Source organism: Burkholderia sp. WSM2232, assembly GCF_000472545.1.
GTDB lineage: Bacteria > Pseudomonadota > Gammaproteobacteria > Burkholderiales > Burkholderiaceae > Paraburkholderia.
Map to the genome: position 1 here is coordinate 120,477 of NZ_AWZV01000010.1, position 15,130 is coordinate 135,606.

The 15,130-nt window shown below is 61.1% G+C and carries 11 protein-coding genes and 1 pseudogene; 6 read left to right on the forward strand and 6 right to left on the reverse strand.

Annotated elements, in window-relative coordinates:
• Positions 1 to 39 precede the first annotated feature (39 nt).
• From F757_RS0110665 to F757_RS35035, 3 genes and pseudogenes are all read right to left on the reverse strand, one after another.
• Positions 40 to 1,338 (reverse strand): TAXI family TRAP transporter solute-binding subunit, encoded by a 1,299-nt coding sequence (locus F757_RS0110665; protein WP_232221385.1) that lies wholly within the window; start codon positions 1,336 to 1,338, stop codon positions 40 to 42.
• 563 nt (positions 1,339 to 1,901) lie between these two features.
• Positions 1,902 to 3,878, reverse strand: coding sequence for a hypothetical protein (locus tag F757_RS0110670; RefSeq protein ID WP_027211386.1), 1,977 nt, complete (start codon positions 3,876 to 3,878; stop codon positions 1,902 to 1,904).
• Positions 3,879 to 4,333: 455 nt separating this feature from the next.
• Positions 4,334 to 4,566: pseudogene (locus F757_RS35035) on the reverse strand (tryptophan--tRNA ligase); the annotation flags it as partial.
• A gap of 363 nt (positions 4,567 to 4,929) precedes the next feature.
• Here F757_RS35035 and F757_RS0110675 point away from each other — a divergent pair.
• The 6 genes from F757_RS0110675 to F757_RS0110700 are packed head-to-tail and all read left to right on the forward strand — an operon-like array spanning position 4,930 to position 10,793.
• Entirely contained in the window at positions 4,930 to 6,087 is a 1,158-nt protein-coding gene (locus tag F757_RS0110675) for a methyl-accepting chemotaxis protein (protein ID WP_027211387.1), read from the forward strand.
• Between the two features lie 8 nt (positions 6,088 to 6,095).
• Positions 6,096 to 6,464, forward strand: a complete 369-nt coding sequence (locus F757_RS0110680; RefSeq protein ID WP_013339683.1) for a response regulator — start codon at positions 6,096 to 6,098, stop codon at positions 6,462 to 6,464.
• Positions 6,465 to 6,487: 23 nt separating this feature from the next.
• Positions 6,488 to 6,808, forward strand: coding sequence for an STAS domain-containing protein (locus F757_RS0110685; RefSeq protein ID WP_027211388.1), 321 nt, complete (start codon positions 6,488 to 6,490; stop codon positions 6,806 to 6,808).
• Positions 6,808 to 8,874, forward strand: a complete 2,067-nt coding sequence (locus F757_RS0110690) for a chemotaxis protein CheA (protein WP_027211389.1) — start codon at positions 6,808 to 6,810, stop codon at positions 8,872 to 8,874. The genes F757_RS0110685 and F757_RS0110690 overlap by 1 nt, the downstream gene beginning before the upstream one ends.
• 13 nt (positions 8,875 to 8,887) lie before the next feature.
• Positions 8,888 to 9,697, forward strand: a complete 810-nt coding sequence (locus F757_RS0110695; RefSeq protein WP_027211390.1) for a CheR family methyltransferase — start codon at positions 8,888 to 8,890, stop codon at positions 9,695 to 9,697.
• A gap of 10 nt (positions 9,698 to 9,707) precedes the next feature.
• A complete protein-coding gene (locus F757_RS0110700; protein ID WP_027211391.1) occupies positions 9,708 to 10,793 on the forward strand; it encodes a protein-glutamate methylesterase/protein-glutamine glutaminase in 1,086 nt (361 codons plus the stop codon).
• Positions 10,794 to 10,903: 110 nt separating this feature from the next.
• Here the strand turns inward: F757_RS0110700 and F757_RS0110705 are convergent, their stop codons facing one another.
• From F757_RS0110705 to F757_RS37030, 3 genes are all read right to left on the reverse strand, one after another.
• Complete coding sequence (locus F757_RS0110705) at positions 10,904 to 11,446, reverse strand: chemotaxis protein CheW (protein ID WP_027211392.1); 543 nt, start codon at positions 11,444 to 11,446, stop codon at positions 10,904 to 10,906.
• A gap of 15 nt (positions 11,447 to 11,461) precedes the next feature.
• The gene (locus F757_RS0110710) at positions 11,462 to 13,135 is read right to left on the reverse strand and encodes a methyl-accepting chemotaxis protein (RefSeq protein WP_027211393.1); all 1,674 of its coding nucleotides are present in this window, start codon (positions 13,133 to 13,135) and stop codon (positions 11,462 to 11,464) included.
• 1,433 nt (positions 13,136 to 14,568) lie between these two features.
• A complete protein-coding gene (locus F757_RS37030) occupies positions 14,569 to 14,769 on the reverse strand; it encodes an IS3 family transposase (protein ID WP_198021380.1) in 201 nt (66 codons plus the stop codon).
• Between the last annotated feature and the right edge of the window lie 361 nt (positions 14,770 to 15,130).

Below are 15,130 nucleotides of genomic sequence, written 5' to 3' on the forward strand. Positions count from 1 at the left end.
GTATATTTAAGCGTTATAGATTTGCTGGGGCCCAGGCGCTCATCCCTGGAGAGAGCCTTCTATCATGACGCCAAGACGTGTCCGCACGAGGACGATATGCTCGCGCAAGATGTAAAGAGCGTCCGCATACGCAAGCGGAAGCCGTATGCCGTCCAGCGACTGTTCAACGGAAACCAGTTCGGCAAGCAGCGGGTAACGGTCGTCGTCGTCGCCGAGTGCGAGCGCCTTGCGCTCGACCGCCAGCAGACGGCCATAGAACCAGTAGATTCGCGATCGGATTCGCCAGCGATATAACGCGGGAATGAGTCGAAGCGCCGGGACAATCAGCACCATGAGCGGCACGAGCAGCAGGAGCGCCCGATCCGTCGCACACGCGAGCCAGAAGGGCAGCTTGCGGTACAGATAGCTCTTTCCGGAACGGTAGTAACGAGTCGCCTCCTCGCTGATCGGAAAATCACGTGCGATCGAATTCGGAAACTGTCCTGCCCTCTGCATAATCGTCGACTTTCCATGGACCTCCTGTGCCGCCTCGATGAGCAGATCGGAAAGTGCGGGATGCAGGCCCTTGCGCGCCACGAGCTCGACAGTGGGCGCGATCAGGTGCACGGTCTGCGGCGGAATACGCCGGCCGAGATCGAGTATGCCGGGCGGCAGGTCGATCTCGTCGAGATACGAAAAGCGCCGCGTGTAGGCGGGAGCATCGGCAAAATCCATCAGGGAGATGCCCGGTACTTTGTACAGACGCAACATGAGCGCGCGCGTGGCCGAATCTCCACTCAGGATGACGGCATCGGCGTCGCCGTTGACGAGCTGAGTGGCTGCTTCGAGGCCGTCTGTCGAGAGCAGAGTCGTGTCTGCGTCGGGCGTCACACCGTTCACCGCCAGCAGTTTGAGCGACAGCTCGCGCGTGCCGCTGCCTTCACGGCCGATTGCGATGCGCTTGCCGCTGAGTTGCGACAAGGACGTCAAGACATTGCCGCGATGGAAGACCAGCAACGGCACATAAGTCACGCTGCCAAGCGACATGAGTTCGGCGGCTTGCTGCTCTGCGGCGACACCACCCTGAACCAGCGCCACGTCGACTTCCTGAGCCGGATCGAGCAGACGCTCGAGGTTCTGCCGGGAGCCATCGGAGGTCACAACCTTGAGCGTGATGCCATAGCGCGCAAGGACCTTGGCATATTGCCTGCCCATCCAGTTGAGCGAGCTGTCGGGTTGACCGGTACTGATGGTGATGCTGCGCGGGACCGCCGGCCTTAACAACCAGAGGACGAGCATGGTCGTCAGGATTGCCGACAGAACGACAAGCGCGATCCTGGCCAGAAGGCCGCGTGCCATCCTGCTCGGGGAACGCCACCTGCAAAGAGCACGCATCACTTCTTGCCGCGGTCGGACTTGGGAGAGGAAACGGATCGTATCGGTTCGGTAAGGATGAGGATACTCATGGCGTCAGGATCAATTCCGGGGAGCGGTCACCGCGACAGCGTTTCGCTCGTCCATGAGGCGGCCGTCTGGCATGACATGTTAATCGCCACAGCTTAAGGCACCGGTCACCCTGGCGATGCACCGAACAAAAGCGTGAAACTGCCGTTGATTGCGTGTTTCTTCCGCTGGGCTGTTGATGCACGGAATTGCGACCCACGGGGGCGGCTATATTCTTGAACTGATGTGTGCCGCGATTCCAGTACTTTCCCGCTATTCGACATCCGATGCGCGTGTCCCTGGGCACCCGCCTGGCACTTCGGAGGAGCGGGATTGCACCGTGCTTGCGTTTGCATCACGGCTTCAGCCCTCGGAACTTGAGGCGTCAATGCATCACGTGCAGACACAGGACGTTCAGAACGAACGCGTTGCTGTGTGCCCGCACGTGAGATATCTGTGAAGCTCCGCTGCTGGGCGTGTTACCTGGCGGCCGTTGTGGAAGCGCTCGCGGCGTCAAGCGTCTTTGTCGCGACGCGGTAACACGTCGGCGTACCCGTGGCGCCCGAGACCTGATAGACGAGCTTGTGTCCCGCCGACGAATCGCGCGACTGCTGCGAGCTCAAAGTGACCATCTTGCTGAACTGCCCCTGCTTCGTCGCTTCTTTGGTGATAATGAGCGGTGCAAGGTCGGGGTCGCTGCGGGCAGAGTCGGCGTCGATAACGCGACGCACATTCGACAAACTCGTTACATACCAGTCCGCGCCCAGCTTCGACGTCTTCAGAATGAACGGACGATACGCGGGACCCGCGTAGTGACTGTCGATGATCATCCACGGGTCCATGTCCGTCGTACCCAGTTGCGACAGATCGACCTTCGTCTTCAAACCGTCAGCGCGCTTGAAGTACTTCGCGAAGTCGACGCCAAGACGGGAGCCTGGTTGACCGGCCGTCGCGGGATCGTAGTACTGGCCTTCGGGTCCGTTGCGCAGGTCGCTGAAACGCATCCCCGTCCATGTCACCACGTGCGACACCACGAACCCCGACGCCACGTTCGCAGGGGCAATTTTCGGCAGCGCGGATTCCGTGATGTACAACAGGTCGCCCGGCCGCAAGCGATCGACCAGTTGCTCGACATTGTCCTGATTGATGTCGAGCAGGACGCCAGCCTGATCGGTCACGGACACCAGCGGGTCTGTGCCGATCGAACATGCCTGCGTACCGATGCCGGTCTGCAGATTTCCGCTCGCGTGCGTGACACCCGCGAAGTTGTAGGCCCACGAGGTGAAGTCCGAGCAATCGACACCTTGCCATTTGATATCGGCATTCGTGAGCGTCGCGAGTGTCTGCGCGCCGTTGCTCGCACGATGCGGCGCGCAGGTCATCTTGGTCGATTTCACATCTGAGTTGAAGAACGAGGGCCGGGAGGCGGGCGGCACCCAGCCAGGAATGTGATGGTGGCAATAGTTGAGGTTCTGGTCGATCCAGTAGTTCTCGACGGCCATCAGCAGTTCACGCTGGAAGGTGGGGCCGTCGGCGGCGCATGAGCTGGTCGCAATGGCGCCGTACTGCGCGGCGCGTGGTCCCCACGAACCTGCGTGGGGGAAGCTCGACCAGTTGTCCGACGTTAGGGTGTCACCCAACCGCGCCTGTACATCGTCTCGGCGGGCCATGAAGAGGGAGCGCTGTTCGCTGTAAAGCGCGATGCGATCGTGGCAGGCCTGGCTGCTCACCGTAATGTTGGCGGTCTTGCCCGGAATAATCTGCTTGAGCGCGGCGAGCGATGTGATGCCCGAACGGTTGCGCGGATTGCCCATGAAGTCCACCGTGCCCGTGCTGACCGCACAGTTGGCGCCGGCGGGCGCGGCGATTGTGCCGTCGTCCGACGGGTTGCCCGCGCCCACGTTGCATTCGGCGAGCGTGTCGCCGTTCGCGGACTGGCTCACGATGTTTTGCGTGCTGTCGGCGATGGAAACACCCGTCGACGTCCGGCTTTGCGATTCCGCGCCGAGCGCGAGCGCCATTTTCGCGCCGTTCGATACGTCAGCCGATCCGCTCGCCGTATTCGACGTGACGAAGGCAGGAGCCGTCTGCTGCACGTCGATGTCGCCAGCGAAGGCGTTCACGCGCGACATGGCGACAGCGACGTTGCCGGTAGTGAGGCCACCCGCCGCCCGCGCATCCGCGACCACGGCGTTCGAGTAGACGGACACAATCATCTGTGACGGCGCGCTGAGATACACGGCGTCGATCTCGCCCGGCATCGCGGTCGTTTCACCCGTCGATTCTTCTTCATAGGCGCCGCCCGTGGCCCGGATGAGCACGGGGTAGCGCAGATTACCGAGAAGAGAAAACGTGCCGTCGCTGCTGGTGCTGCCCGTCGCAAGCGGCGTGTCGGCCACGGAACCGTCCGGTGCGATTGCATAGGCGCTCACGGAAGCATTGGCAATGGGCCCCATGTACACGGCGCCCGAAGTGGACGTCGAGGTGCTTCCGCCGCAAGCGGACAGGAAGAGGGCAAGTGCCGCGCTTGTCGCGGCGGTAAGTTGGACTGGTTTCACCATAACCTTGCAGAAAGCGGGCTTAGGCTGTTATTCAACAGCGCGCGATTGGTCGGTACTGATTGCAAAGACATGCATCGATACGTGCAGGTTAGGCGAAAGTGACAGGTCCCAACGTTGCGATCAGCTTGGGGAATAGGGGCCTTTTCGTTGAAATGACAAGGAATGCACGGGCCTTGGGGGGCTGGCCTCAAAAGCGTCGTCCGATCCGGTCTTTTTCCGCCGAAGCCAGGCGCAGAGCAGGGCTTTGGATCGAGCATGGGCCATCTAGTCAGTGAGCGCGCGCACCGGGCGCCTTGTGGCGGCGGCATCCGGCAGTGCAGCACGTCCATGCCGGATGTCACCGTCAAGGGGGCACCTGCTGTAATGGCGTTTCCGAGGGATTTGCTTGTCTTGGCTGCATCGATGCTGGGTAGCCGTGCGACCGGTGACAGCACCGTCTCACACTCGTCCAGAACGGGTAGGTCGACAGTGTTATTAATCGGCGCACCAGCTCGTTGGTTTGTTCAATCATCGGTAGCTGATCATCGCCCACTGGCAGATGAGTCGCCTTGAACGCTGCGATATCGGCTGCCTGACTACGAGGCTTTGCTGCCTTGGCGACTGAATCCAAACATGGCCTGATGCATTTAGCATGGCAATGCGGAAGGAACGCCGTTTAATGCGCGCTTACGATAATAAAAAAAGCGGCGACGCTCGATAAGCAAAGAACCCGCGTCTTTGGGGCGCGGCGAGGGAGCACTGCCTTCCACTTCGGAGATGGAAAGAAAAAATCCACGCGGCTCACGAGAGCCGACCGGGCAATCTTTCGCGAGCCATACCCCGCGCACCCCATTTATTACCATCAAGAAAAAACACTAGCGAACGTAAACGCGCTCATAACTGCCGTTCTCGTATTCCCGAATATTGAGCCGCATTATTTACCGAGCATCTAAAAATCGATAAGGCGATGAAGCATACGCAAAATAGATTGATGTGGCTCGCGGCCCCGCTCCTGGGATGCGGCGGTGCGCTCGCCTGCTTCGCCGTTTCGTCGTTCAGCACCAGCGGCGGCGCCATCGGCGCAGGGCTTGCAATCGCAGGCATCTTGGCCGGCGTACGGCAGCGCAACGTCGACGCGCGCTTCTTGCGGCAATTGTCCCGTTACCTCGACAGCCAGCGCGCGTTCAGCGACACACTGGCGCCCGTCTGGGCTCGCCATATCGAATCGTCGCGCACACAAATGGAAGATGCCGTCACCGCGTTGAGCGGGCGGTTCGGCGACATTGCTTCGCGGCTCGACACGGTGCTGGGCGTTTCGACCAGCGGCGAAGGCGCGTCCGGTGGCAACAACGTCTATGTCTCCAGCGAACTCGAATTGCAGGCCGTCGTGCAACGGCTGCGCGCCGCCATGGATAGCAAGGCCGAAATGCTCGCCAAGGTGCAGGGCCTGCACGGCGTTATCGATGAACTGAGCGAGATGGTCGAAGCGATCAAGCTCGTTACGCAACAGACTAACCTGCTTGCGATCAATGCGGCCATTGAGGCCGCGCATGCCGGCGACGTGGGTCGCGGATTCGCGACCGTCGCACAGGAAGTGCGCGCGCTATCGCGCCGGTCGAGCGAAACGGGCGTGAGCATTGCCGCCAAGATCGAGACGATCCGCAACGCTATCGTCTCCGCATGTCACGCAGCAGAAGAGACCGCCGAGCAGGACACCGTGTCGATGTCTGACTCGCAACGCGCCATCGAGCAGGTCCTGATCCGCTTTCGCGAGTTCACGTCCTCGCTCGAATCGGCTACCGAACTGCTGCGCGGCGAAAGCCGCAGCATCAAGGCCGAAGTCTACGAGGCACTGGTGCAATTGCAGTTTCAGGACCGCGTGAGCCAGATCATGCAGCACGTGAAGGCCAACATTGAGCGCCTTCCCGCCGTTGTCGATCAGCACTGCGGGCAATACGAAGCCGGCGTCGCGGTGCCGATGCTCGATGCCACGGCATTGCTCGACGAGCTTGAGCGCACCTATGCGATGGACGAGGAGCGCGCGCTGCATCGGGACAAAGCGCAGCTCCCTGCGCAAGTGCAGGCGCAATCGACCAACACTAATTCCGACATTACTTTCTTTTGAGGACCAGCATGGCCAAAACCATCATGATCGTTGACGATTCTGCGTCGGTACGCCAGGTCGTTGGAATTGCGCTGCGCGGCGCGGGCTACCAGGTCATCGAAGGCTGCGACGGCAAAGACGCGCTCGCGAAACTGCAAGGCCAGAAGGTTCACCTGATGATCAGCGACCTCAACATGCCGAACATGGACGGCATTGCGTTCATCAAGGCGGTCAAGCAGATGCCCGCCTACAGGTTCACGCCGATCGTCATGCTGACCACTGAGAGCCAGGACGCGAAGAAACGCGAAGGCCAACAGGCGGGCGCCAAGGCGTGGGTCGTCAAACCGTTCCAGCCGCCGCAACTGCTCGCCGCCGTCGAAAAGCTGGTGTTGCCTTGAATCTTGACGACGGAACACGTGCGATGAATGCCGCCTATACCGCGCCGATCGAAGTGCCGATGACGATCTATCACGCCGCTGAACTCAAGGAGTTCATGCTGGAGGCGCTCAAGCGCGGCGTCTCCGTTCACTTCGACCTGTGCGCCGTACCAGAGATCGACTGCGCCGGCGTGCAACTGCTCGTCGCCGCGCGACGCCTTGCGGCCGAGCGCCAGCAGGTATGCGAGTTCTTCGGCGCGAGCGACGCTTTACTCGCGACACTCGCGCTATTAGGTGTGCCATCGACATTGGCGCAAGCGCAGCCGTCGACGGAAACGCTATCGGTTCTTCAGGAGCACGCGTGATGAATCTCGACGACGCACTGCAAACTTTTGTCGCCGAAAGCCGCGAGCTGCTCGCGCAGATGGAGAACGGTCTGTTGAGCATGCGCGAGAGCGCCGACCCAAGCGATGAGATCAACGCCGTTTTTCGTGCGGCGCATACGATCAAGGGGTCGTCGGGACTCTTCGGTATCGACGGCATTGTGGAGTTCACGCATGTAGTCGAGAGCGTACTCGACCGTGTGCGCGACAACGAGATCGGCATCGACGAATCGCTGACCTCGCTGCTGCTCGCGTGTGGGGATCACATCGGTCAGCTCGTGGAGCTGACGGCCGAAACAGGCAATTGCCTGGACGAGGCGCTGCTCGCGCAGGCACAGCCGCTCGTGGACGCCCTGAGCCGTTATCTGGCTGTGCCGCAACCCGCGTCGCAAACCGCCTGCGATGTCACGCCGGACGATGCTGCCACAGCCAGTGCCGCGCCAGGTATGCAACGCTGGTCGATCTCGCTGCAATGTGGCGAGCCGGTGTTGCGCAACGGGATGGACCCCCTTTCGATCGTTCTCTATCTTGCACGGCTAGGCGACATCGCACGCGTATGCGCAAATAGCGACCGCGTACCGTCGCTCGACACGCTCGATCCCGAAGCCTGTTTTCTCGACTTCCAGATCGAACTGCTCAGCGACGCGGGCAGACAGGCCATCGAAGGCGCATTCGAGTTCATTCGCGACGACTGCGAGCTCAAGATATCGACCGACAGCGACGAAACCGCGCCGTCGCCGTTACCGCCCATTACCGAAGCGCCGGACGATATTGCTCCGGTTACGGAGCACCGCCCCCAAGACCACGGTGCAACGACTGCCACCGCAACGCCGACGCGCAGCGGCGGCGCGACGCGCGAAAACAAGTCTGCCGACTCACACTCCATTCGCATCGACGCAGACAAGCTCGACCACCTGATTGATCTCGTCGGGGAACTCATCACGGCCTCGGCCAGCACGGAGCTAGCAGCGAGCAAGGCGCAGAACACCGAGTTGCGCGAATCCGCGGCAACGCTGAACGGCCTGATACAGAAAGTGCGGGACAGCGCGCTGCAACTGCGCATGGTTAAAATCGGCGGAACGTTCAATCGCTTTCGTCGTGTGGTCCACGACGTCGCGCAAGAGCTTGGCAAGCACATCGACCTCGTGGTCCAGGGCGAGGACACGGAACTCGACAAGACGGTCGTCGAGAAAATCGGTGATCCGTTGACGCACCTTGTACGCAATTCGATGGACCATGGCATAGAGACCGCCGACGTGCGTCGTGCGCGCGGCAAGCCCGGACAGGGCACGGTCACGCTGAACGCCTTCCATGATTCGGGCTCGATCGTGATCGAAGTGAGCGACGACGGCGGCGGGCTCGACCGCAACCGCATCCTGGCAAAGGCCGTGGAGCGCGGGCTGGTGCCGCAGGACGCAACGCTTTCGGACGACGAAGTCTATGCGCTCATCTTCGAGCCCGGTTTTTCGACGGCGGAACGCGTCACGAACCTGTCGGGCCGCGGTGTCGGTATGGACGTGGTAAAGCGCAACATCACGGCGCTGCGCGGCAGTATCGGCGTTCAAAGTCGTGCGGGCATCGGCACCACGATTTCGGTGAGATTGCCGCTGACGCTCGCCATCATCGAGGGCTTCCAGGTCTGCGTCGGCGATTCCATCTTCATCCTGCCGCTCGATGCGGTCGAAGAGTGCGTCGAATTTTCCGTGAGCGGCGCGCACGACTTCACCGACCTGCGAGGACAAGTGCTGCCCTTCATTCGACTACGCGAACGTTTCGAACTGGATGGGCCTGTAAGCGCGCGCCCGAACATCGTCGTCGTGAAGCATGCGGGCCAACGTTTTGGCCTGGTTGTCGATCGTCTCCTGGGTGAAGCGCAGACCGTCATCAAACCGCTGTCGAAGGTATTCGGCAAAGTGCGCGGCGTAAGCGGCTCGACCATCCTCGGCAGCGGCGATGTTGCACTGATTCTCGACATCGCCGACCTGGTGGCCATGGCCGGACCCGCGAGTCCGAACGTTGGCAGCGCGACATTCGCCACCGCGCAATAGCGAGCACAGACCGATGGAAGCAATTACCGATACCGAGTTCAGGCAATTCCAAGCCTTCATTCTGGACGCGGCCGGAATCAGTCTCGCGCCCGCGAAGAAGGCGCTCGTCAGCGGCCGGCTGGCCAAGCGCTTGCGCGCGTGCCAGCTCGACACCTACGGTGCGTACTTCGCGCTAGTTTCGAGCAAGGCGCATGGCGCCGAACGACAGATTGCCATCGATCTGTTGACCACCAACGAAACGTACTTCTTCAGGGAACCCAAGCACTTCGACTTTCTAGGCACGGTCGCGTCCGAATCACGGGCAACGGTCTTCCGCACATGGAGCGCGGCATGCTCGAGCGGCGAAGAGGCATACAGCATGGCGATGGTCCTGGCTGACCGCCTTGGCATCCGGCCGTTCGAGGTCATCGGCACAGACATCAGCACGCGCATGCTGCAGGCCGCGCAGCGCGCCCATTACCCCGACATTCGCGCGCGCCAGATGCCGGCCGATTACCGAAAACGGTTCTGCTTGCGCGGGACGGGTGTGCAGGAGGGCACGCTGCTCGTCGAGCGCTCGCTACGCCAGCACGTGCATTTCGCGCAGGCGAATCTCGTCGCGCCGTTGCCTGACTTGGGGCGCTTCGACGTAGCGTTCCTGCGCAACGTCATGATTTATTTCGACCCGCCGACAAAACGCGAAGTTGTTCAGCGCGTCGTGTCGATGGTGCGTCCCGACGGCTATCTTTGCATCGGACACTCGGAGAGCCTGCATGATCTCGGCATCGACCTGATTCCGGTTGCCCCTTCGATTTTCCGTAAGCCCGGCCGCGCCGGTCATTGAGGCGATATCGATGGCTCGAATCCGTGTATTGATCGTAGACGACTCCGCTGTCGTCAGGCAGGTGGTGTCCGGCATGCTCACGGAGGCTGGTATCGAAGTGATGGATGCGGTCGCGGACCCCATCGCAGCGATGAGCCGTCTCGTGCACGGCTGGCCCGACGTGATCCTGCTTGACGTCGAGATGCCGCGTATGGACGGCATTACGTTTCTCAAAAAAATCATGGCGGAGCGGCCCACGCCCGTCGTGATCTGCTCCACGCTCACCGAGAAAGGCGCCCGCACGACCATCGACGCGATGGCGGCAGGCGCTGTGTCGGTTGTCGCCAAGCCTCGGCTTGGTCTCAAGCAGTTTCTGCTGGAGAGCGCCGAAGAATTGACCACGACGATTCGTGCTGCAACGCGTGTGAATGCCGCGCGGCTAGCGCGCAGACATCCCATAGCCGCTCCTGTGCCCAAACATACGGCGGATGCGGTGTTGCCGCCGGGCGTGCCCGGCACATCGGGCGCGCTCTCGCAAATGACCGAGCGCATTGTGGCGATCGGCACGTCGACGGGTGGCACGCAAGCGCTCGAAGTCGTATTGACGGCGCTACCGCGTGTTTCACCTGGCATCGTCGTCGTGCAGCACATGCCCGAAAAGTTTACGGCGGCGTTTGCCGAGCGGCTCAATCGCCTTTGCGAAATCGAGGTCAAGGAGGCTCAGTCCAACGACCGGGTAACGCAGGGCCGTGCGCTGATCGCGCCGGGCGGCAAGCATCTGGCTGTGCGTCGCAGCGGCGCGCAACATGTCGTCGAGGTCATCGACGGACCGCTCGTCAATCGCCATCGTCCCTCGGTCGACGTACTGTTTCGCTCAGTAGCGCGCAGCGCGGGCCGGAACGCGCTGGGCATCATCATGACCGGCATGGGCGACGACGGCGCGGCCGGGCTCGCCGAAATGCACGCCGCCGGCGCGCGTACAGTCGCGCAGGACGAGGAGAGCTGCGTCGTATTCGGCATGCCGCGGGAAGCGATCAAACGCGGCGGCGTCGACAAGGTGGTGCCGCTCTCCGCGATCAGCAAGGAGATCGCGCTGGTTCAGGCGCAACGCAGCTGATTGCCGCGCGGCGCTTCGAACTCTTTCCCGCTGCATCCAACTTTTTCCACGTGTAAACGCCATCGCGCCGCAAAGGCGTAACCCATTGCGGCGCGATGGCGTTTGTGGTTTCAATGCGCTGTTTCGGCGGCGGTCTGGAGCGCCGCCATGTCGCTTGCCGACATCATGTGTTGCAGCGCGAGCAGGATCACGAACTTGCCGCGTACCTTGCCCATGCCTTGAATGAACTCGGTACGGATCGACGAGCCGAACGACGGCGGCGGTTCGATATCCGAAGCGGGAATTTCGAGCACCTCGTTCACGGCATCCACCACGATGCCGATATCTTGCCGCTCGCCTGCCAGTTGCACTTCGACGATCACGATGCACGTGCGCTTCGTCACCTCGGACGAGGGCCTGCCGAAGCGAGCGAGCAGATCCATCACTGGCACTACCGCGCCGCGCAAATTGATGACGCCGCGCGCGAGCGACGGCATCATCGGCACCGTCGTCATCGCGGTGTAGCTGATGATTTCCTTGATCGACAGAATGCCGATGCCGAACGCTTCGTTAGCCAACATGAACGTCAGCACCTGCGCCGGCCCGGTAACGTTCGTGGCCTCGGGCGCGTCGTTCTGCCCCCGCGGTCCTGCAGAAACGGGAATCTGGTTCATCGCTCGACCCTCCGATCAGAATTTCGCGAACTGGGATTCGTCGGGCAACTCGGCGCTGGCAAACACGTGGCTTGGTGCCAATGCGAGACCGCCAGCTGGTTTCACGGCCGTGCGCCCACGTGTGCGTGTAGCCGAAGCGCGGACGTTGCCGGCGTCGTTCGCGCGCACCGTGTTACTGCCGGAGGCCAGGCGGAAGAAGGTCATCGCTTGCCGCAATTGTTCTGACTGGCTGCTCATTTCTTCGGCGGTCGCCGCGAGTTCCTCCGAGCTTGACGCATTCTGTTGCGTCGTCTGGCTCAACTGACTGACCGCGACGTTGATCTGCCCGACGCCGGAAGACTGCTCTTCGGATGCGGCGGTAATTTCCTGCACCAGTTCCGATGTCTTCTTGATGTTTGGCACCATCGAATCGAGCAGCGCGCCGGCCTTCTCCGCCAATTCCACGCTGGAGCCCGCGACGGTGCCGATCTCCTGCGCCGCCACCTGGCTGCGCTCCGCGAGCTTGCGCACCTCGGCCGCCACCACGGCGAAGCCTTTGCCGTGCTCGCCGGCTCGCGCCGCCTCGATCGCAGCGTTCAGCGCCAGCAGATTGGTCTGGTACGCGATGTCGTCGATGATGCCAATCTTCTGCGCGATCTGTTTCATCGCGCTGACGGTCGACTTGACCGCTTCGCCGCTGTGGATGGCTTCTTTCGCGGCCTGCTGCGCCATGCCGTCGGTCACTTGCGCGTTTTCGTTGTTCTGCGAAATCGACGCCGTCATCTGTTCGATCGACGCGCTCGTCTCCTCCACGCCGGCCGCCTGTTCGCTGGACGCCTGGCTTAACGATTGCGCGGTGGCGCTAACTTCCTCGGCCGCGCCCGCCAGCGCTTCGGCGCCGCTATTGACCTCGCCCACGACGTCCGAGAGCCGCGCGATCATGTTTTGCATCGCCCGCAGCAGTTGGCCCACCTCGTCCTTGTTCTTCGATTCGACGCGCACCGTGAGATCGCCCTCAGCAAGCCGGTTGGCAGCGTCCAGCGCCAGCCCCAGAGGCTTGCTCACACCGCGACTGATGACGAAGCCGAGCAGCACGCCCAATACGAGAGCCGCCGCAATCGTGCCGATCATCAGCGAGCGGCTTTGCTCGTACAGCGCGGCGGTCTCCAGCGATGCCTCCTTCGCGCCGGCGTCCTTCAGTTGAGCAAGCTGCGTCATCGTGTCGTCGAGCACGTTCGCTTTGTCGCGCACCGCTGCGAGCGCAGTCGTCAACGCGGGATCGTGGTCGCTTAGTTTGCTGGCACTGATGAGCGGGACCAGCGTTGCCTGATCGCGCATGTACGCCTCCCAGGTTCGCGAAAAGTTGTCCAACAGCTGTTTGCCCTTTTCCGATGTCACGAGCGGACGCGCTTTGTCCATGTTGCTTTTCAACAAGTCGAAAGACTTGTTCATCATGTCGACGAACTTCGCGCGTTCTTCCGCCGTGGAGGCCAGCAGCGCATTGGAGCGGGCGCGCCCGATATAAATGAGGTCGATGTTCGCCTCCTTGATATAGGACATGCCCAGCAACTCGGTGCTGTACATGCGATCGGCCAGCTCGTTGAGCTTGCTGGCGTTGCTGATGCCGACCATGCCCACGATACCGCTGGCCGATGCGACAAGGAGAAATGCGGTGACGAGGCGAATGCCGATCTTGATATTGCCGAGCATAATGAAAGTGTCCTTGAAAAGGGGATCCGACAGGATTCGCGTCCAGTCGCTACGCGCGGACGGATAAATCGCGAGCAACTGCGTCACCGGATTTGAGGTCAGTCCTGTCTATAAACGTGGATATCGGTCGGCAAAAACCAGGTCTTAATCCCTACCCTATAAAATATTTGTGACGTCTTCAGGCACATTATTTACCGCATGATTTTGCCCAAATTGCCAGGCGGACACGTCACGTGCGGTGGTATTGGTACTTTACTTAGCGGAAGAATCCAATTGGCATCAATGCGGATTAGATAAACATAGAGCGCGAAAAGTTAAAGGATCAATATGTGCGGCACAGATGAGGACTGAAAAAAAGCGAGCGGATGTGCTCGCCGCAGCCGTGCGTCCGGGCATCGGTTCGGCACTCAGCCCGGCGCTTGTGCGCCGTGGTGCGGAGCCTTTTTTCAGGACGTTTTAAGCCTCGCGCGACATATTCATCGACGCCTTCGCGAAAGGCCCGATCAACGGAGGATGAAATGCGCTTGTGCACTGCTATTGCGGCAGCCGCGCTGGCGATTGCACCGGCCGTCACCTTTGTAGGGCAGCCGCTTTTCGTCAACGTCGATGGTCGCGTCGTGCCTGCCAGAGACGAGACCCGCATTGTTCGAACGGCCGCGGGGCCCGTGAAAATCAGCGCGTGGAACTGGCACAGCCCTAATGGCGCCGGCAGCATCGTGATGCAATCGAGCAATGGCGGTTAACCGTCTGACTGGGCGCTGGCTGTTGATGTCCGCGCAGAACTGACCCACTAACGGAGTGAACCTCTGAAGCTGGACCGTTTCAGATCCGCAAACTAAGCCGCCTGCTGACTAAGTAACGCCACAAATCGGTTGGGGATAGATATCCATGAGCGGAATGCATGCGCCGGGCGTTGTAGACGTCTTCGATGAATACTGGCAGCCTCGATGCTGCATCCGAGAACGTCTCATCGCCAGACAGGTAGACCTCCTCGAACTTCAGGGGGTCTTCATGAAGCCTTCGGCTTGAGCGTTGTCGTAGGGATTGCCGACGGCGCTCATCGAGCCGACAAGCCCGTAGCGCGACAGGGCATCGCGGTAAGCAGCGCTCAAATACCGACGGTCCCTGTCGCTATGATGAATGCAGTTCCCCCGGCGCCGGTTTGCGCGTTCGCACAGCTGCTTCCAGCGCCGCAAGCGTTAGCTCGTATCGATATGTCGTCCGATAGCATAGCCGACGACTGTGCGGCTGCAGGCATCAAGTATGGCCGCGAGAAACGCAAAACCGGATGCTAGCGCGACGTAGGTGATGTCCGCGACTCGAACCTTGCCGGGGAACTTTGGATGCTGTTTCCATACAGATTCGGGAAGATGGGGCAATCGTGTCGGCTGTCAGTTGTTCGTACGAACTGGCGACGACGTATGGCGACGAGGTCATATGGCGCATAACCGGGCGATTCTCTTGTGGTAGACCGCAATGCCCATGGCAGCGAGTTCTCGTGTCACGCGTCGATATCCGTAGCCAGGAAACACGTCATGAACATCGTCAATCAATGCGGCCAGACGCTGATGAGTCGACCCGGGTTGCGACGAGTGCGGATGGTAATAGTAGGTGCAACGTGGAAGGTCAATCACTTTGCATCCTCCCCTGATGGAGAGGACGTGGGCCGGTAACAATCGATGAGCTTTCGCTGTTGCTCACGAGACAGAGTCGCGGAGTTTTTTAAGAAGGTCGTTTTCCATTGTCAGCTGCCCCACCTTCTTCTCCAGCGCAGCAATCTTCGCCTCGTATTCCGCCACCACGCTTGCTGCCGCGACCTCTTCAGTCAGCTCACCACCGTCGTACTGTGACAGTCACAACTGCAGCAGATTGGCGGACAGGCCGTGAGGGCGCAGAGCTTCCCTGCTGTTGATTTGCACTGAATCCTGACCCACCCTACGCAGTAATTTGGAGTGAACCCCCGAGGCTGGGCCGGGCGAAAGTGGTACATCAGCA